This window comes from Microbacterium sp. MEJ108Y (genome assembly GCF_000834175.1).
Taxonomy (GTDB): Bacteria; Actinomycetota; Actinomycetes; order Actinomycetales; family Microbacteriaceae; genus Microbacterium; species Microbacterium forte.
Genome location: NZ_JXQX01000002.1, coordinates 34,137 through 52,438 on the forward strand (window position 1 = coordinate 34,137; position 18,302 = coordinate 52,438).

General features: G+C 67.7%; 18 protein-coding genes and 1 tRNA gene. 17 read left to right on the forward strand and 2 right to left on the reverse strand.

Features of this window, described 5'->3' with window-relative positions:
- The first annotated feature begins 15 nt into the window (after nucleotides 1–15).
- From hisG to RU09_RS00825, 15 genes are all read left to right on the forward strand, one after another.
- Nucleotides 16–858: an ATP phosphoribosyltransferase gene (hisG, locus tag RU09_RS00755; protein ID WP_042536638.1), complete on the forward strand. Its 843-nt coding sequence runs from the start codon at nucleotides 16–18 to the stop codon at nucleotides 856–858.
- Nucleotides 858–1,619, forward strand: coding sequence for an imidazole glycerol phosphate synthase subunit HisF (gene hisF, locus RU09_RS00760; RefSeq protein WP_042536639.1), 762 nt, complete (start codon nucleotides 858–860; stop codon nucleotides 1,617–1,619). The genes hisG and hisF overlap by 1 nt, the downstream gene beginning before the upstream one ends.
- Complete coding sequence (hisI, locus tag RU09_RS00765) at nucleotides 1,616–1,975, forward strand: phosphoribosyl-AMP cyclohydrolase (RefSeq protein ID WP_042536640.1); 360 nt, start codon at nucleotides 1,616–1,618, stop codon at nucleotides 1,973–1,975. Before hisF ends, hisI begins: the two co-directional genes overlap by 4 nt.
- Nucleotides 1,972–2,562: a Trp biosynthesis-associated membrane protein gene (locus RU09_RS00770; RefSeq protein WP_042536641.1), complete on the forward strand. Its 591-nt coding sequence runs from the start codon at nucleotides 1,972–1,974 to the stop codon at nucleotides 2,560–2,562. The genes hisI and RU09_RS00770 overlap by 4 nt, the downstream gene beginning before the upstream one ends.
- A 48-nt stretch (nucleotides 2,563–2,610) precedes the next feature.
- Complete coding sequence (locus RU09_RS00775; protein WP_042536642.1) at nucleotides 2,611–2,856, forward strand: HGxxPAAW family protein; 246 nt, start codon at nucleotides 2,611–2,613, stop codon at nucleotides 2,854–2,856.
- Nucleotides 2,857–2,858: 2 nt separating this feature from the next.
- Nucleotides 2,859–3,629 carry an indole-3-glycerol phosphate synthase TrpC gene (gene trpC / locus RU09_RS00780; RefSeq protein WP_042536776.1) on the forward strand — a complete coding sequence of 257 codons (771 nt, stop codon included), beginning with the start codon at nucleotides 2,859–2,861 and terminating at the stop codon, nucleotides 3,627–3,629.
- Nucleotides 3,629–4,897 (forward strand): tryptophan synthase subunit beta, encoded by a 1,269-nt coding sequence (gene trpB / locus RU09_RS00785; protein ID WP_042536643.1) that lies wholly within the window; start codon nucleotides 3,629–3,631, stop codon nucleotides 4,895–4,897. The genes trpC and trpB overlap by 1 nt, the downstream gene beginning before the upstream one ends.
- Nucleotides 4,894–5,697, forward strand: coding sequence for a tryptophan synthase subunit alpha (trpA, locus tag RU09_RS00790; RefSeq protein ID WP_042536644.1), 804 nt, complete (start codon nucleotides 4,894–4,896; stop codon nucleotides 5,695–5,697). The genes trpB and trpA overlap by 4 nt, the downstream gene beginning before the upstream one ends.
- Before the next feature lie 10 nt (nucleotides 5,698–5,707).
- Nucleotides 5,708–6,736 (forward strand): prolipoprotein diacylglyceryl transferase, encoded by a 1,029-nt coding sequence (gene lgt / locus RU09_RS00795; protein WP_042536645.1) that lies wholly within the window; start codon nucleotides 5,708–5,710, stop codon nucleotides 6,734–6,736.
- Between the two features lie 135 nt (nucleotides 6,737–6,871).
- Nucleotides 6,872–11,395 carry a glutamate synthase large subunit gene (gene gltB / locus RU09_RS00800; protein ID WP_153302177.1) on the forward strand — a complete coding sequence of 1,508 codons (4,524 nt, stop codon included), beginning with the start codon at nucleotides 6,872–6,874 and terminating at the stop codon, nucleotides 11,393–11,395.
- A complete protein-coding gene (locus tag RU09_RS00805; RefSeq protein ID WP_042536647.1) occupies nucleotides 11,388–12,854 on the forward strand; it encodes a glutamate synthase subunit beta in 1,467 nt (488 codons plus the stop codon). Before gltB ends, RU09_RS00805 begins: the two co-directional genes overlap by 8 nt.
- A 56-nt stretch (nucleotides 12,855–12,910) precedes the next feature.
- Nucleotides 12,911–14,362 carry a pyruvate kinase gene (pyk, locus tag RU09_RS00810; protein WP_042536648.1) on the forward strand — a complete coding sequence of 484 codons (1,452 nt, stop codon included), beginning with the start codon at nucleotides 12,911–12,913 and terminating at the stop codon, nucleotides 14,360–14,362.
- 124 nt (nucleotides 14,363–14,486) lie between these two features.
- Nucleotides 14,487–15,242 (forward strand): alpha/beta fold hydrolase, encoded by a 756-nt coding sequence (locus RU09_RS00815; protein WP_042536649.1) that lies wholly within the window; start codon nucleotides 14,487–14,489, stop codon nucleotides 15,240–15,242.
- The gene (locus RU09_RS00820) at nucleotides 15,221–15,898 is read left to right on the forward strand and encodes an esterase/lipase family protein (RefSeq protein ID WP_042536650.1); all 678 of its coding nucleotides are present in this window, start codon (nucleotides 15,221–15,223) and stop codon (nucleotides 15,896–15,898) included. The genes RU09_RS00815 and RU09_RS00820 overlap by 22 nt, the downstream gene beginning before the upstream one ends.
- A gap of 123 nt (nucleotides 15,899–16,021) precedes the next feature.
- Nucleotides 16,022–16,507, forward strand: a complete 486-nt coding sequence (locus tag RU09_RS00825) for a hypothetical protein (RefSeq protein ID WP_042536651.1) — start codon at nucleotides 16,022–16,024, stop codon at nucleotides 16,505–16,507.
- 7 nt (nucleotides 16,508–16,514) lie between these two features.
- Here RU09_RS00825 and RU09_RS00830 read toward each other — a convergent pair.
- Nucleotides 16,515–16,597, reverse strand: a tRNA-Leu gene (locus RU09_RS00830).
- Between the two features lie 101 nt (nucleotides 16,598–16,698).
- Between RU09_RS00830 and RU09_RS00835 the strand changes: the two genes are divergently transcribed.
- Nucleotides 16,699–17,319, forward strand: a complete 621-nt coding sequence (locus tag RU09_RS00835) for an ANTAR domain-containing response regulator (protein ID WP_042536652.1) — start codon at nucleotides 16,699–16,701, stop codon at nucleotides 17,317–17,319.
- Between the two features lie 3 nt (nucleotides 17,320–17,322).
- Nucleotides 17,323–17,886, forward strand: a complete 564-nt coding sequence (locus tag RU09_RS00840) for a GNAT family N-acetyltransferase (RefSeq protein WP_082040985.1) — start codon at nucleotides 17,323–17,325, stop codon at nucleotides 17,884–17,886.
- Here RU09_RS00840 and RU09_RS00845 read toward each other — a convergent pair.
- Nucleotides 17,861–18,289 (reverse strand): hotdog fold thioesterase, encoded by a 429-nt coding sequence (locus RU09_RS00845; protein WP_042536653.1) that lies wholly within the window; start codon nucleotides 18,287–18,289, stop codon nucleotides 17,861–17,863. The genes RU09_RS00840 and RU09_RS00845 overlap by 26 nt on opposite strands.
- Between the last annotated feature and the right edge of the window lie 13 nt (nucleotides 18,290–18,302).

Consider the following 18,302-nt stretch of genomic DNA (forward strand, 5'->3'; position numbering starts at 1 on the left):
ATCTGAAGGCTTCCCATGCTGCGCATTGCTGTTCCCAACAAGGGCTCTCTCTCCGAGACGGCCGCCGACATGCTCGCGGAGGCCGGCTACGCCGGTCGTCGTGACCCCAAGACGCTTCACGTCGTCGATGCCGACAACGACGTCGAGTTCTTCTATCTCCGCCCGAAGGACATCGCGACCTACGTCGGGTCCGGCGCCATCGACGTCGGCATCACAGGACGCGATCTGCTCCTCGACGCCCGCATGCCGGGCGCGCGCGAGATCGAGGCGCTCGGCTTCGCCGGGTCGACGTTCCGCTTCGCCGCGCCATCGGGGCGCTACACCGACGTCTCAGAGCTCGACGGGCTGCGCGTCGCGACGTCGTACCCCGGCCTCGTCGACGCGTTCCTGGACGAGCGGGGCATCGCCGTCGACCTCGTGCCGCTCGACGGCGCGGTGGAGTCCGCCGTGCGCCTCGGCGTCGCCGACGCCGTCGCCGATGTCGTCGAGACGGGAACGACGCTGCGTCAGGCGGGGCTCGACGTCTTCGGCCCTGTGATCCTGCAGTCCGAGGCCGTGCTGATCGCCGGCCCGCATGATGCCGAGGGGTCCGAGACGCTTCTTCGCCGCCTGCGCGGAGTCATGGTCGCTCGGCGGTTCGTGATGATCGATTACGACCTGCCGCTGGCTCTGCTCGACGACGCCGTCAAGATCGCGGGTGGCATCGAGTCGCCCACGGTCTCACCGCTCCGCGATCCGGAGTGGGTCGCCGTCCGCGTCATGGTGGCGCGTGCGCGGGTCAACCCCGTGATGGACGCGCTGTATGCGCTCGGCGCTCGCGCGATCCTCGTCACGGCGATCCACAACGCGAGGCTCTGATGGCGCTCGCGAGTCGCGTCATCCCGTGCCTCGACGTCGCCGCGGGTCGCGTCGTCAAAGGCGTCAACTTCGAGAACCTGCGCGACATGGGCGACCCCGTCGAGCTCGCGCGCCACTACACGGCGCAGGGCGCAGACGAGATCACCTTCCTCGACGTCACGGCGACCGTCGATGCTCGCGCGACGACGTACGACGTGGTGCAGCGCACGGCTGAGCAGGTGTTCGTGCCGCTGACGGTCGGCGGGGGAGTGCGCAGCGTCGACGACGTGGCGCGGCTCCTCTCGGTCGGCGCCGACAAGGTCGGGGTCAACTCGGCTGCCATCGCTCGCCCTGAGCTGATCGGCGAGATCGCGGACCGCTTCGGCGCACAGGTGCTGGTGCTGTCGCTCGACGTCAAGCGGGCACCCGGCACTCCCTCCGGTTTCGTCGTCACCACCCATGGCGGACGCACCCAGACGACCCTCGATGCGCTCGACTGGGCGCGTGAGGCGGCGGAGCGCGGGGCAGGCGAGTTGCTGGTCAACTCGATCGACGCCGACGGCACGCGAGACGGCTTCGACCTCGAACTGGTGAAGCTCATGCGTGAGGCCGCCTCAGTGCCGGTGATCGCCTCCGGTGGCGCGGGCAAGGCATCCGACTTCGCTCCCGCGATCAAGGCCGGAGCGGATGCGGTGCTGGCAGCCAGCGTGTTCCACACGGGCGCGCTCACGGTCGGCGACGTCAAGGACGCGCTGCGCGCGGAGGGAGTGCTCGTCCGATGAACGATATCGAGGAGCGCATCGCCCAGGTCGCCTTCAACGACGACGGCCTCGCGCCGGTGATCGTCCAGCAGTGGGACACGGCAGAGGTCCTCATGCTCGCGTGGGTCGATGCCGAGGCCCTGCGCCGCACCCTCACCACCGGTCGCGCGGTGTACTGGTCGCGCTCGCGTCAGGAGTACTGGCGCAAGGGAGACACCTCCGGACACATCCAGGTGGTGCACGAGGCGCGACTCGACTGCGACGGCGACGCCATCCTGCTGCGGGTCGACCAGACCGGCCCTGCGTGCCACACCGGCACCCGCACCTGCTTCGACACGACGGACCTGCACGCCGTCGAGGGGAGCTCGGCCGAGTGACTCTCGCGCGCAGAGGTCGCTCGATCGCCGTCTCCGGCTTCCTCCTCGCGGGAGCGGTCGGGATCATCTCGTCGACCCAGACGTGGCTCACCGTCGAACGCGCGGATGCCGGGGAAGCCATCCTCGTGCCAGGCGCGTCCGCGCTGCCGCTGCTCGCTCCTCTGAGCCTCGCGGTCCTGGCGCTCGGCATCGCCCTTTCGATCGTCGGCCCGGTCATGCGACTCGTGTTCGGCATTCTCGCCACCGCGGCAGCGCTGTTCCTCGGCTGGACGACCCTGCAGCTGCTCCTGACCGAGCCGCTGAGCGCTGTCGGTCCCACCGTCACCGAGACGACCGGGCTCGCAGGCAGCACGGCGATCGCCGACGTCGTCGCCGGCATCGAGCTCTCGGCCTGGCCCGTGATGACGCTCATCGGCTGGGTGATCCTGCTGGCGGCATCCCTCGTCGTGCTCCTCACGTGGCGGCGATGGAAGCGCGGCGGACGCCGCTACCGCACCGATGCCGCACATGTCGACTCGACCGCCGGGCCCGTCGACGCGATCGATTCGTGGGACGACCTCTCGCGCGGAACCGACCCGACACGATGACCCCGATAGACTTGATCCGAACCAGCACGTCGTCCCCCGGAGGAGACCATGACCAACCCGATCGCTGACCCCGGCCACGGACACTCGCCTGCCGCATGGACGGGCGTCATCATCATGCTCGCCGGCTTCACGATCGGCACGCTGGCGTTCTGCCTCGCCGAGTTCAGCCCCGTCTGGGTCGCGCTGATCTGGGTGGGCGCCGCGATCATCCCGATCGGTGCGCTGGTGGGCTGGCTGCTGTCGAGGGCCGGCTACGGCGTGAAGGGCCCCAAGTACTCGCCGAAGGCGCACTAATGGTGCTCGCCGACCTCACGGCCGGCGCAGTCGCAGACGCTGAACGTCGTGCTCTGACCCGGCCTCTGGCCGACGTCGAGCGCGACGCTCTAGCACGCCCCGCCGCCAAGGACGCGCTCGCGTTCCTCGCTCCCGCTGAGCGCGTGAAGATCATCGCCGAGGTGAAGCGCGCGAGTCCGTCGCGGGGTGCTCTCGCCGAGATCCCCGACCCGGCACTGCAGGCTTCCCTGTATGAGACGGGCGGTGCGTCTGCGATCAGCGTCCTGACCGAGGAGCGTCGATTCGGCGGCAGTCTCGCCGATCTCGAGGCCGTCACGGCACGGGTGTCGCTGCCTGTGCTGCGCAAGGACTTCATCGCGAACCGCTACCAGGTGCTCGAAGCCCGAGCAGCCGGTGCCGACCTCGTGCTGCTCATCGTCGCCGGACTCGATCCGCACGTGCTCCGTGATCTGTTCGGCTTCATCACGGAGCTCGGCATGACTCCGCTGGTCGAGACCCACTCGGCCGACGAGCTCGAGGTGGCGATCGATCTCGGTGCGCCGCTGATCGGCGTCAACGCCCGCGATCTGACGACACTCGAGCTCGACCGCGACCTCTTCGGCCGTCTCGTCGACCGCATCCCGGACTCAGCCGTCAAGATCGCCGAGTCCGCGGTCCTCACACCTGCAGACGTCACGCACTACCGCTCCGCGGGTGCTGATGTCGTCCTGATCGGGGAGGCGCTCGTCACGGGCGACCCGGTCGCCACTCTCAAGAGCTTCCTGGAGGCGTGATGAGCCTGCGAGATCAGCATGGTCCCCTGTTCGGCGAGTACGGCGGGCGATACATGCCCGAGTCGCTGATCGCCGCGATCGACGAGCTCTCAGCGGCGTACGCCGATGCGATCGTCGACCCGGCGTTCCGCGCCGAGCTGGCGTCTCTGCTCAGCTCGTACGCCGGCCGCCCGTCTCCGCTCACCGAGGTCGCGCGGTTCGCCGAGCACGCCGGTGGTGCGCGCGTCTTCCTCAAGCGCGAGGATCTCAACCACACCGGCTCGCACAAGATCAACAACGTGCTCGGTCAGGCGCTGCTGACGAAACGTCTCGGCAAGAAGCGCGTGATCGCCGAGACGGGCGCGGGTCAGCACGGCGTCGCCACGGCGACGGCTGCCGCCCTCTTCGGTCTCGAGTGCACGATCTACATGGGTGAGGTCGACACGGAGCGCCAGGCGCTGAACGTCGCTCGGATGCGACTGCTCGGCGCAGAGGTCGTCGCCGTCACCTCGGGTTCGCGCACCCTGAAGGATGCGATCAACGACGCCTACCGCGACTGGGTCGCGTCGGTCGAGACCACCAACTACATCTTCGGCACCGCTGCAGGCCCGCATCCTTTCCCCGCGATGGTCCGGGACTTCCAGAAGATCATCGGCGAGGAGGCGCGACAGCAGCTCCTCGACGAGGTCGGACGTCTGCCCGACGCGGTCATCGCCTGCGTCGGAGGCGGCTCGAACGCGATCGGCATGTTCGATGCCTTCCTCGACGACGAGGGCGTGAAGCTCTACGGCGTCGAGGCCGCCGGAGACGGCGTCGACACTCCGCGGCATGCCGCATCGATCGAGCGTGGGCGCCCCGGCATCCTGCACGGCGCCAAGACCTACGTGCTGCAGGACGAAGACGGTCAGACGGTCGAATCCCACTCGATCTCCGCCGGCCTCGACTACCCGGGCGTCGGTCCTGAGCACTCCTGGCTCGCCGACATCGGCCGCGCCGAGTACATCCCTGCGACCGACGACGAGGCCATGCAGGCACTGCGCCTGCTGAGCCGCACCGAGGGCATCATCCCGGCGATCGAGTCGGCTCACGCCCTCGCGGGGGCTCTGCGCCTGGGCCGTGAGCTGGGACCTGACGCCGTGCTCGCCATCTGCCTCTCCGGCCGCGGCGACAAGGACATGGACACGGCTGCTCGGTACTTCGACCTCTACGACGCCGAGGCGCTCGCGCACGACGTCGAGGACGAGAGCGACGCCGAGGCAGCCGCGTCGAAGGGGGAGCCGGAACTGTGAGCCGCGTGGAACAGGCGATAGCCGCAGCCCATGAGGCCGGCCGCAGCGCGTTCGTCGGATACCTCCCGGTCGGGTTCCCCGACCTCGAGACCAGCATCCAGGCGGCCATCGCACTCGCTGAGAACGGCGTCGACATCATCGAGCTGGGCCCGCCCTACAGCGACCCGGTGATGGACGGCGCGGTGATCCAGGAGGCGACCACCGCGGCGCTCGCGAACGGGTTCAAGATGAAGGACCTCTTCACCGCTGTGCGCGCGATCACCGCAGCCACAGACGTGCCTGTGCTGGTCATGACGTACTGGAACCCGGTGTTCCAGTACGGCGTCGATCGGTACGCCGATGACCTGCTCGCAGCCGGCGGCGCCGGGCTCATCACCCCCGACATCACCCCGGATGTCGCGGGGGAGTGGATAGCAGCGAGTGAGCGCACCGGTCTCGACCGTGTCTTCCTCGCAGCTCCCACCTCGTCGGACGAACGCCTCGGGCTGGTCGTGAAGTCCTCGACCGGCTTCGTCTACACCGTCTCGACGATGGGCATCACCGGTGAGCGCACCGAGCTCGACCGGGCGGCGCGCACCCTGGTCGGCCGCCTGCGCGAGCACGGCGATGTCCGCGCCTGCGTCGGCATCGGCATCTCGACCGCCGAGCAGATCGCCGGGGTCTCCGAATACGCGGACGGCGCGATCGTCGGCACCGCGCTGGTCCGCGCTCTCCGCGACGGCGGCATCCCCGCGCTCGCAGAGGTCACCCGAAACCTGGCAGTCGGCACGTCGTCGGCACGCCCCACACACGAGAACTAGAATCGCACTCATGTCCCTCGCGCTTCACAGCACCTTCGGCGGCGTGCTCGCCAGCATCCCGAGCCCCCCGGTCTCCTACATCGACCTCGGGCCGCTACGGATCCACTTCTACGCGCTCTGCATCATCGCCGGCATCATCGCCGCGGTGCTGCTGACCAACCACCGCCTCACGAGGCGCGGGGCAGAGCCGTGGGTCGTGATCGACATCTCGATCCTCGCCGTTCCGCTGGCGATCATCGGCGCGCGCATCTTCCACGTGCTCACCCACCCGAACTTCTACTTCGGCGAGGGCAGGAACACCTGGAACCCGTTCGAGCCCGGCTCCGTCTGGGCTATCTGGGAGGGTGGCATCGCCATCTTCGGCGCCCTCATCGGTGGAGCCGTCGGTGCATACCTCGGCTGCCGCTGGACCGGCATCCGCTTCTGGACCTTCGCCGACGCGCTGGCGCCCGGACTCCTGCTCGCGCAGGCCATGGGCCGCTTCGGCAACTGGTTCAACAAGGAGCTCTACGGACTCCCCACCGACCTGCCGTGGGGTCTCGAGATCCCCGCCGACAACTCCGCATTCCCCCCGGGGCTTCCCGAGGGCACGCTCTTCCACCCGACCTTCCTCTACGAGGTGCTGTGGAACGGTCTCGGCGTCATCGTTCTGCTGTGGCTGAGCCGCAAGGCGACCGCGTTCCAGTGGGGCAGGCTCTTCGCGATCTACCTCATCTGGTACAGCGCCGGCCGTGTGGTCTGGGAGTCGATCCGCATCGATCCGAGCGAAATCTTCCTCGGCCTGCGCAGCAACGTCTGGGCTGCGATCTTCGGCATCGTCGTCGGCCTTGCGATCCTCATCGTGCAGTCGCGCCGTCACCCCGGACTCGAGCCGTCGCCGTACCAGCCCGGTCGCGGCCGGACCGACCTGGACGCTGATGTAGAATCGCAGAACAATCCCTCCGACTTCGTGGACCTGAGTGAGCCTCCGTCCGAAGAAGTCGCCGCAGGAGCCAGCGCCACAAGCACCGCTCCCACGGACACGGAAGGCGCTCGATAGCCGACCGGTCCGTGCGGACCCCATCACATCCACCCGGCCAATGACGCCCCCGGGTCAGCTGCAGATCTGAGGACGGTACTGGTGTATTTTCAGCCTCCCTACGGCGCTTCCGGCGCTTACCCCCCGAAGCAGGGCATGTACAACCCGGCGTTCGAGAAGGACGCCTGCGGCCTCGCCATGGTCGCGACACTTCGTGGCGAAGCCGGCCACGACATCATCGCGTTGGCGCTCGAGGCGCTGCGCAACCTCGAGCACCGCGGCGCGATCGGCTCGGATGCCGGCACGGGTGACGGCGCAGGCATCCTGACCCAGATGCCGGACGCGTTCCTGCGCGCGGTCACAGATTTCGAACTGCCCCCGGTCGGCGAGTACGCCGCGGGTCTGGCATTCCTCCCGCGCGATTCCAGCGAGCGCCGTCAGCAGAAGGCCGGTATCGAGAAGATCGCCCGCGCCGAGGGCCTGCGCGTCCTCGGCTGGCGCGAGGTGCCGACGGTCAACGACAACCTCGGCAAGCTCGCCGACGAAGCCCGCCCCGCCTTCGAGCAGCTCTTCGTGAGCGCCGGGGGAGCGACCCACTCCGACGCGCCGCTCACCGGGATCGCGCTCGACCGCGTCGCCTACCGCCTGCGCAAGCGCGCCGGCCACGAGCTGGGGGCGTACTTCGTCTCGCTGTCCGCGCGCACGCTCGGCTACAAGGGAATGGTCACGACGCTCCAGCTCGAGCCCTTCTACCCCGACCTGCAGGACGAGCGCTTCATGTCGGAGCTCGCCGTCGTGCACTCGCGCTACTCGACCAACACGTTCCCGTCCTGGCCGCTGGCTCAACCGCTGCGCATGCTCGCGCACAACGGTGAGATCAACACGGTCGGCGGAAACCGCAACTGGATGCGTGCGCGTCAGTCGCAGCTCGAGTCCGAGCTGCTCGGGGACATGGCACCTCTGCTGCCTATCTGCACCGACGGCGCAAGCGACTCCGCATCGTTCGACGAAGTGCTCGAGCTGCTCACGCTCACGGGTCGCAGCCTGCCGCACGCCATCATGATGATGGTGCCGGAGGCCTACGAGAAGCAGTCGGACATCTCGCCAGAGCTGCGCTCGTTCTACGAGTACCACTCGAACCAGATGGAGCCGTGGGACGGCCCGGCCGCCCTCATCTTCACTGACGGCACCGTGGTCGGAGCGACCCTCGACCGCAACGGTCTGCGCCCAGGGCGCTGGACCGAGACGACCGACGGCCTGATCGTCATCGGTTCGGAGACCGGCGTGCTCACCTTCGAGCCCGAGCGGATCAAGCGTCGAGGACGCCTGCAGCCGGGCAAGATGTTCCTCGTCGACACCTCGCAGCAGCGCATCATCGAGGACGAGGAGATCAAGCGCGACCTCGCGACCCTGCACCCGTGGCAGGAATGGCTGGATGCCGGATCCGTCCGTCTCGCCGACCTTCCCGAGCGTGAGCACATCGTGCACCCGCCGGCGTCCATCACCCGGCGTCAGCGCACCTTCGGCTACACCGAAGAAGAGGTGCGTCTGCTGCTGACCCCGATGGGTCAGACCGGCGTCGAGCCCCTCGGTGCCATGGGATCGGACACTCCGATCGCGGTGCTCAGCAAGCGCCCGCGTCTGCTCTTCGACTACTTCACGCAGCAGTTCGCGCAGGTCACCAACCCGCCGCTCGACTCGATCCGCGAAGAGGTCGTCACGAGCCTCAAGCTGGGTCTCGGCCCCGAGAGCAACCTGCTCACGTGGGGCCCGGACCACACGCGCACCGTGTCGCTCGACTTCCCCGTCATCGACAACGACGAGCTCGCGAAGATCCGCCACATCGACAAGGCGCTTCCGGATCGCTCGAGCGTGACGATCAAGGGTCTCTACCACTTCGACGCCGGGTCGAACACGCTCGAGAAGCGTCTCACCGAGATGTGCGACGAGGTCGACGAGGCCATCGAACAGGGTGCCGAGTTCGTCATCCTGTCGGACCGCGACTCGAACAAGGATCTGACCCCGATCCCGTCGCTGCTCATGGTCTCTGCGATCCATCACCACCTGATCCGCCGCGAGAACCGCATGAAGGTCGGACTGATCGTCGAAGCCGGCGATGTGCGCGAGGTGCACCACGTCGCGACCCTGATCGGCTACGGCGCCTCGGCGGTCAACCCGTATCTCGCGATGGAGACGGTCGAGCATCTCGTGCGCACCGGATACATCACGGGCATCAGCCCCGAGAAGGCCGTCCGCAACCTGATCTACGCGCTCGGCAAGGGCGTCCTGAAGATCATGTCGAAGATGGGCATCTCGACCGTGTCGTCGTACGCCGGGGCCCAGGTCTTCGAGGCCGTCGGCCTGAGCGAGGAGTTCATCGACAAGTACTTCACGCGCACCGAGTCGAAGCTCGGCGGAATCGGCATCCAAGAGATCTTCATCGAGAACCAGGCTCGCCACGACTACGCCTATCCCGAGGACGAAGCCGCTCGTGCGCACGAGCGACTGTGGACCGGTGGTGAATACCAGTGGCGCCGCGACGGCTCACCGCATCTCTTCAACCCCGAGACGGTGTTCAAGCTGCAGCACGCGACGCGCGAGCGCCGCTACGACATCTTCCGCGAGTACACGAAGATGGTCGACGACCAGGCGGCGGAGCTCAAGACGCTCCGCGGGATGTTCACGCTGCGCACCGGCACCCGCAAGCCGGTGCCGCTCGATGAGGTCGAACCGGTCTCCGCGATCGTGAAGCGTTTCTCGACGGGCGCCATGAGCTACGGCTCGATCTCGAAAGAGGCGCACGAGACTCTCGCGATCGCGATGAACCGGCTCGGCGGCAAGTCGAACACCGGCGAGGGCGGCGAGGACACCGACCGTCTGCTCGACCCCGAACGCCGCAGCGCGATCAAGCAGGTCGCATCAGGACGCTTCGGAGTCACGAGCCTGTATCTCACCGAAGCCGACGACATCCAGATCAAGCTCGCCCAGGGCGCCAAGCCCGGCGAGGGCGGTCAGCTGCCTCCGCAGAAGGTCTACCCCTGGGTCGCGCGCACACGCGGCGGCACGCCCGGCGTCGGCCTCATCTCGCCGCCGCCGCATCACGACATCTACTCGATCGAAGATCTGAAGCAGCTCATCTTCGACCTGAAGCGGGCCAACCCCGAGGCGCGGATCCACACGAAGCTGGTCAGCCAGTCGGGTATCGGCGCAGTGTCCGCGGGTGTCGCGAAGGCGCTCAGCGACGTCATCCTGGTATCCGGCCATGACGGCGGCACGGGCGCGAGCCCGATGAACTCCCTCAAGCACGCGGGAACGCCCTGGGAACTCGGCCTCGCCGAGACGCAGCAGACGCTCATGCTGAACGGCATGCGCGACCGCGTGGTGGTGCAGGTCGACGGCCAGCTGAAGACCGGACGCGATGTCATCATCGGCGCCCTGCTCGGCGCCGAGGAGTTCGGTTTCGCCACCGCCCCGCTGGTCGTGAGCGGGTGCATCATGATGCGGGTCTGCCACCTCGACACCTGCCCGGTGGGCGTCGCGACGCAGAACCCGGTGCTGCGCGAGCGCTTCACGGGCAAGCCGGAGTTCGTGGTGAACTTCATGGAGTTCATCGCCGAGGAGGTCCGCGAGATCCTGGCGGAGCTCGGGTTCCGCTCGATCGACGAGATCGTGGGGCGTGCAGAGCTCATCGAGGCGAACGCGGCCCTGCAGCACTGGAAGGCGGAGGGTCTCGACCTGAGCCCTGTGCTCGAGGGCCCCGCGTTCCCCGCGAGCGAGCCGCGTCGCAGCCGCCGCACCCAGGATCACGAGCTCGAGAAGCACTTCGACGTGCAGCTCATCGACATCGCGAAGCCCGCCCTCCTCAACGGAGAGCCGGTCGTGGTCGAGCTGCCCATCGCCAACACCGAGCGGGCCGTCGGCACGATGCTGGGTCACCAGGTCACGTCGCGCCACGGCGCCGCGGGCCTTCCCAGCGGCACCATCGACGTCACGCTGCACGGAACGGCGGGTCAGTCGCTGGGAGCGTTCCTTCCCTCCGGCATCGTGCTGCGCCTCGAAGGCGACGCGAACGACTACGTCGGCAAGGGGCTCTCGGGCGGCGACATCTCGATCCGTCCGGCTCGGGGCTCTGCCATCGCGCCGCACGAGAACGTGATCGCCGGCAACGTCATCGGATACGGAGCCACGTCGGGAACCATGTTCCTCTCCGGCGTCGTGGGCGAGCGATTCCTCGTCCGCAACTCCGGTGCCACGGCGGTCGTCGAGGGCGTGGGCGACCACGCGCTCGAGTACATGACCGGTGGAGTCGCTGTGATCCTCGGCTCGACGGGTCGCAACCTCGGCGCCGGCATGTCCGGGGGAGTGGCTTACATCCACTCGCTCGACAGCGCCAAGATCAACGCCCAGTCGCTCGGCAGCGGAGAGCTCAGGCTCGAGCCGCTCGACCGTGCCGACCTCGAAGTGCTGCGCAGCCTGATCGTCGCACACGTGGAGCGCACGGCCTCGCCGCTCGGCTCCGACATCCTGGCGCGGTTCGATGAGACCGCAGGCCAGTTCACGAAGGTGCTTCCGCGGGACTACGCCGCAGTGCGCAGCATGCGCGAAGAAGCAGTCGCCGAGGGCATCGACCCCGACGGCGACATCGTCTGGAACCGCATCCTGGAGGTGACCGGTGGCTGATCCCAAAGGTTTTCTGAAGGTCACTGAGCGTGAGCTTCCGAAGCGTCGTCCTGTGCCCGTGCGCATCATGGACTGGAAAGAGGTCTACGAGGCCGCCGATCAGGCGGTCCTGAAGCGTCAGGCCGGGCGCTGCATGGACTGCGGTGTGCCGTTCTGCCATCAGGGCTGCCCGCTGGGCAACCTGATCCCCGAGTGGAACGACCTCACCTGGCGCGGAGAAGGGCGGGCGGCGATCGACCGTCTGCACGCGACCAACAACTTCCCGGAGTTCACCGGTCGGCTGTGCCCTGCGCCGTGCGAGAGCGCCTGCGTCCTGGGCATCAACCAGCCCGCGGTCACGATCAAGCAGATCGAGGTCTCGATCATCGACGAGGCGTTCGCCAAGGGCTGGGTCGAGCCGCAGCCTCCCGCTCGTCTGACCGGCAAGACGGTCGCCGTCGTGGGCTCCGGCCCCGCCGGGCTCGCCGCAGCACAGCAGCTGACCCGTGCAGGTCACACGGTCGCTGTCTTCGAGCGAGACGATCGCATCGGGGGTCTGCTGCGCTACGGCATCCCCGACTTCAAGATGGAGAAGGGGCAGCTCGAGTCCCGCCTGCGCCAGATGCAGGAGGAGGGCACGAGGTTCCGTGCCGGAGTCGAGATCGGCAAGGACATCTCATGGTCCGACCTCCGCGCCCGCTACGACGCCGTCGTGATCGCCACCGGATCGACGGTTCCCCGCGACCTGTCGATCCCGGGACGTGACCTCGACGGAGTGCACTTCGCGATGGAGTACCTGGTCGAGTCCAACCATGCGGTCGCCGGAGACAAGGTCCCCGAGCAGATCAGCGCCGAAGGCAAGCACGTCATCGTGATCGGCGGCGGCGACACCGGTGCGGACTGCATCGGAACCGCACACCGTCAGGGTGCGATCAGCGTCACCAACCTCGCGATCGGCAAGCAGCCGGGCACCGAGCGTCCGGGGCACCAGCCATGGCCGATGATGCCGACGCTCTTCGAGGTCTCCTCGGCTCATGAAGAAGGCGGTGAGCGCGTCTTCCTCGCCTCGACCGTCGAGTTCCTCTCCAACGACGTCGGCGAGGTTCGTGCTCTGCGCGTCGCGGAGACCGAGTACATCGACGGCCGCCGCGTGCCCAAGAGCGGCACCGAGCGCGAGATCCCCGCAGACCTCGTGCTGATCGCCATGGGCTTCACCGGCCCGGAGCAGGACGGCTACACCGAGGACACGCTTCCTCAGGTCACCGACCGCGGTGCCTTCCGTCGTGATGACACCTACGAGTCGACCGTGCCCGGTGTCTTCGTCGCCGGCGACGCCGGGCGGGGGCAGTCCCTCATCGTGTGGGCGATCGCGGAGGGCCGTGCAGCCGCGGCCAACGTCGATCGCTTCCTCATGGGCACGACCGTTCTGCCCGAGCCTGTGCGACCGCATGAAGTCGCTATCGGTCTCCAGCCCGCGTAGGCTGAGCCGCGGCACCGTCGCCTGATTTCCATCCCCCACTACCCTGGAGCAATCTGTTGAGACGCGCGAAAATCGTCGCCACCCTGGGCCCCGCCACCTCCACCTATGAAACCGTGCGTGCACTGATCGACGCCGGCGTGGACGTCGCGCGCCTGAACCTCAGCCACGGTGACTACTCCGTGCACGAGAACAACTACGCCAACGTGCGCAAGGCCGCCGACGACGCGGGCCGCGCCGTCGCCATCCTCGTCGACCTGCAGGGACCGAAGATCCGCCTCGGCAAGTTCGAGAACGGCCCCTACGAGCTCGCCGCCGGCGACATCTTCAAGATCACGACCGAGGACATCATCGGCAACAAGGAGATCTCCGGCACGACGTTCAAGGGCCTGCCCAACGACGTCAAGCCGGGAGACTTCCTGCTCATCGACGACGGCAAGGTCCGCGTCGAGGTCGTCGAGACCGACGGCGTCACCGTCACGACCCGCGTGATCGTCGCCGGTGCCGTGTCGAACAACAAGGGCATCAACCTGCCCGGTGTCGCAGTCAACGTCCCCGCTCTGAGCGAGAAGGACGAGGAGGACCTCCGCTGGGGCCTTCGCATCGGCGCCGACCTCATCGCCCTGTCGTTCGTCCGCAACGCGGAGGACATCAGCCGCGTGCACGAGATCATGGCCGAAGAGGGCGTTAAGGTCCCCGTCATCGCCAAGGTCGAGAAGCCGCAGGCCGTCGATGCGCTCGAAGAGATCGTCGACGCGTTCGACGCGATCATGGTCGCCCGTGGTGACCTCGGCGTCGAGCTTCCGCTCGAGGCCGTGCCGATCGTGCAGAAGCGCGCTGTCGAACTGGCGCGCCGCATGGCGAAGCCGGTCATCGTCGCGACGCAGATGCTCGAGTCGATGATCAACAGCCCGGTGCCCACGCGCGCCGAGACCTCGGACGTCGCGAACGCCGTGCTCGACGGTGCAGACGCCGTTATGCTCTCGGGCGAGACCAGCGTGGGCGACTACCCCGTGGTCGTCGTCGAGACGATGGCTCGCATCATCGAGTCCACCGAGGAGCACGGTCTGGAGCGCATCGCTCCGCTCACGACCAAGCCGCGCACCCAGGGAGGTGCGATCACCCTCGCCGCTCTCGAGGTCGCAGAGTTCGTCGACGCGAAGTACCTCTGCGTGTTCACGCAGTCGGGTGACTCGGCTCGCCGCCTCTCGCGTCTGCGCTCGCGCATCCCGATGATCGCGTTCACCCCCGAGCCGAGCATCCGTCGGCGCATGGCCCTCACCTGGGGCATCCGCTCGAAGCTCGTCGACATGGTGCAGCACACCGACCTGATGTATCTGCAGGTCGACGACTATCTGCTCTCGAGCGGACTCGCCGTCGAGGGAGACAAGGTCGTCGTGATCTCGGGTTCCCCTCCCGGAATCGTGGGCTCGACCAACGACATCCGCGTCCACAAGGTCGGGGACGCCGTCAACGGCGCAGCGCCGATCTACAAGGAAGCCACGATCTGATCCAGGTCGCACAGCGAAGGGGCGGAACGATTGTTCCGCCCCTTCGTCGTCCGTTCGGCGATGTTCCTGGGCGGTCATGTCAAGCGTCTGGTGCGGGAGAGCGCGTCGCACCTACGGTGAGCGGATGACCCTTCTCGCTCGGCGCATCGTCGTGGCGGGCCACGCCTTCCGTCTGCACGAGAGCACCGAGACGCACGCGCCAGGCGTCGTCACATATGTGCTGGTCCACGGCATCGGCATGTCCCATCGGTATTTCGCTCCTCTGCACGCGGCCCTGCCGAGATCTGCACGGGTGATCTCGATCGACCTCCCCGGTTTCGCCGGGCTGCCGCAGCCCGAGCGCGATCTCGAGGTGGAGGACATGGGGCGCCTGCTGGCAGAGCTCGTCGCGGTGTTGGGGCTCGGACGCGTCGTCTACGTCGGGCATTCGATGGGAGCCCAGTGGGCGCTCGAAGCTGCGCGTGCACGTCCGGAGCCTATCGAGGGCATCGTGTTGATCGGCGCGGTCGTCGATGAGCGGCACCGCACGCTCGGAGCGCAGGCACGCGCACTCGTGGTCGACACGCTGGGGGAGACCCCGGCAGCGAACGCCGTCGTCCTGGTCGACTACCTGCGCTGCGGCATCCGCCGGTATCTGAAGCAGGCACGGCGGATGATCGAGTACTCGACGGCGTCGACGGTTCCGGCATTGCAGATGCCGGTGCTGGTCATCCGCGGAGGCGACGACCCGGTCGCGGGGTCGGAATGGAGCCACGCTCTCGGCGCCGCGGCGCATGACGGTGTGGTCGTCGAGATCCCCGGACAGCAGCACAACGTGCACTTCTCGGCGCCGCAGGCAGTCGCCGAAGCGATCGAAGGATGGGCGCCATCCGCACGCTGAGACGAGCCGCCTGGTGGATCGCCGACTACACCTATGCCGTGTACTGGCAGTTGCGCGCTGCCGTCGACCGACGCGACGCCGCTTCCTTCGCGACCGGCTCCGAGGCTCCGATCGTGATCCTTCCGGGCGTGTACGAGACATGGCGGTTCATGCAGCCCCTCATCACGGCGCTGCACGCCCGGGGGCACCCCGTGCATGTCCTCGATTCGCTCAGGCACAACCGCCGCCCCGTCATCGAATCGGCCCAGCTCATGACCGACTTCCTCGAGTCGGCGCAACTCACCGATGCGCTCATCGTCGCGCACAGCAAGGGCGGACTCGCCGGCAAGATGGCGATGGCTGGTCCTTCTGGCTTCCGGGTGCGCGCCATGGTGGCTGTGGCCACGCCCTTCGGCGGCTCCCGCTATGCGCGGATGCTTCCCGTCCGCTCTCTCCGCGCGTTCTCACCCTCGGACCCGTCGATCATGCAGCTCGCGCGCCAGGTGGACGTCAACCGACGGATCGTGTCGATCTACGCGGCTTTCGACCCGCACATCCCCGAGGGAAGCGAGCTCAGCGGCGCGATGAAGAACGTGCGTCTCGATTCCGGAGGGCACTTCCGGGTTCTCGCGGACCCCCGGGTTCTCGCAGAGGTCGCTGCGCTGTCCGAGCGGTGAACGACGTGTCGACCCTCGGGCCTCACCGACCCGTCGTCCACGGCTCCGCGGCTTCTCAGCCGCGGACTAGTACTCTGGTCAGGCGCAGGCCGCCCGCACGGCGGCAGGCCCGCACCCGCACACATGGATGACCTGACCATCGACCCCGCCGTGGCCGAGCGACCCGACCGCTCCCGCCCGCTGGTCGGAGCGCCGTCCGCGCCTCAGCGGTATCCCGCCGGCGCCCACCCGGAGCCTGACGACACGCCCCTCCTCGCGAGGAAGCCGGGAAGCATCGGCGTCAGGTTCCGCCTCAAAGGTCGCTTCCGCACCCACGAGGCCATCGCGTGCGTCCCCGCCTATCTTGCGCAGAGTCACGCATGCGACACCGTCCTCGACTCCGACGGACACCGGGTGCACGACGGGCAGACATATGAACCGGTGCTGGTCGGCGGACTTCACGTCGATGCAACCGATGAGAACCTCGACACGATCATCCGGTCCGTGGTTCCGCGAGACGTCGTCACCGCCGACCACCCTGCGGTCGCTGAGCGGATGATCCTCGAGGCGATGAGCCCCGCCCTCGATCGATATCTGTTGATCGACGGTCAGGTATGGATCAGCATCTGAACTGATGTGCCGGCGGTGGGACTCGAACCCACACGCCCTTTCGGACAAAGCATTTTGAGTGCTCCGCGTCTGCCATTCCGCCACGCCGGCTCGTGTGTAGCGTCTTCGACTTTAGCGCAGGCGATCCGTGCTCACCGTCACCCGCCACACCATCGGGGGACCTCAGAGGTGGTCTCCACTAGGATGGGTCTGTGACCGAGCAAGAACAGGCAGCAGAACAGCCCACGTCATCCGCACCCAGACGCGTCGTCGTCGCCGAGGACGAGTCGCTGATCCGTCTCGACATCGTCGAGATCCTCCGCGACAACGGCTTCGATGTCGTCGGTGAGGCAGGTGACGGCGAGACGGCCGTGGCACTCGCGACCGAGCTCCGCCCCGACCTCGTCATCATGGACGTCAAGATGCCGCAGCTCGATGGCATCAGCGCAGCCGAGAAGCTGCACAAGGGCAACATCGCACCCGTCGTCCTTCTCACGGCGTTCAGCCAGAAGGAGCTCGTCGAGCGCGCGAGCGAGGCCGGAGCACTGGCCTACGTCGTCAAGCCCTTCACCCCGAACGACCTGTTGCCCGCCATCGAGATCGCCCTTGCGCGTCACGAGCAGATCATCACGCTCGAGGCCGAGGTCGCCGATATGGTCGAGCGCTTCGAGACCCGCAAGCTCGTCGATCGTGCCAAGGGCCTGCTGAACGAGAAGATGGGCCTGTCCGAGCCCGAGGCGTTCCGCTGGATCCAGAAGGCATCGATGGACCGCCGCCTCACGATGCAGGATGTCGCCAAGGCGATCATCGAGCAGCTCGCTCCGAAGAAGTAGCCTTTGCTCCCGCTCGACGCGGAGCATCTGCTGCGTCCTGTGCAGGTCGGCGACGGTCCTGCACTCGCCAGGGCGTATTCGGCCAACCGAGAGCACCTCGCACCGTGGGAGCCGCTCAGGTCACCGGAGTTCTTCACCCCGGAGTGGCAGGAGTTCCACGCCGAGCAGTGCGTGATCGAAGCCTCTGCTGGCCGGAACATCCGCTTCGTGATCGAGTCGTCCGACGGCGAGATCCGCGGACGGATCAACCTCAACAACATCGTGCGCGGTGCGTTCTGGAACGCCGATCTGGGTTACTGGGTCGATCACACGCGGCTCCGTCGCGGTCTCGCCTCCCGCGGGGTGCGCCTCGTCGCCGCCTACGCGCGGGACGAGGTGCGACTGCACCGCCTGCAGGCAGCGACACTGCTGCACAACTCCGGTTCTCAGCGTGTTCTCGCGGACAACGGCTTCGAGCGCATCGGCATCGCACCGCAGTATCTGCGGATCGCGGGGGAGTGGCAGGACCACCTGCTGTTCCAGCTGCTGCTGGACGAACCTCTCAGCGAGCCTCGGGAGCGTCCTTGATCATGTTGGTGATGCGGATCGTCGAGCACCGGCGGCCCTGATCGTCGGTGACGACGATCTCGTGCACCGTGATGCTGCGCCCGAGGTGCACGGGCGTGCACACGCCGGTCACCACGCCGGACGTCGCCGATCGCGTGTGCGTCGCATTGATGTCGACCCCGACGGCCAGTCGCCCTGGACCCGCGTGCAGGTTGGCGGCCATGGATCCCAGCGACTCGCCGAGCACGACATAGGCGCCGCCGTGCATGAGGCCGACGGGCTGAGTGTTGCCCTCGACGGGCAGCGTCGCGACGCAGCGCTCGGTGGTGAACTCAAGGAACTCCATGCCCATCTTCTGAGCGAGCGCACCCATTCCCCGGGCTGTCGCCCAGTCGAGTCCTGCACTGGTCGCGGTGTCGCTCATGGTTCCTCCTCAG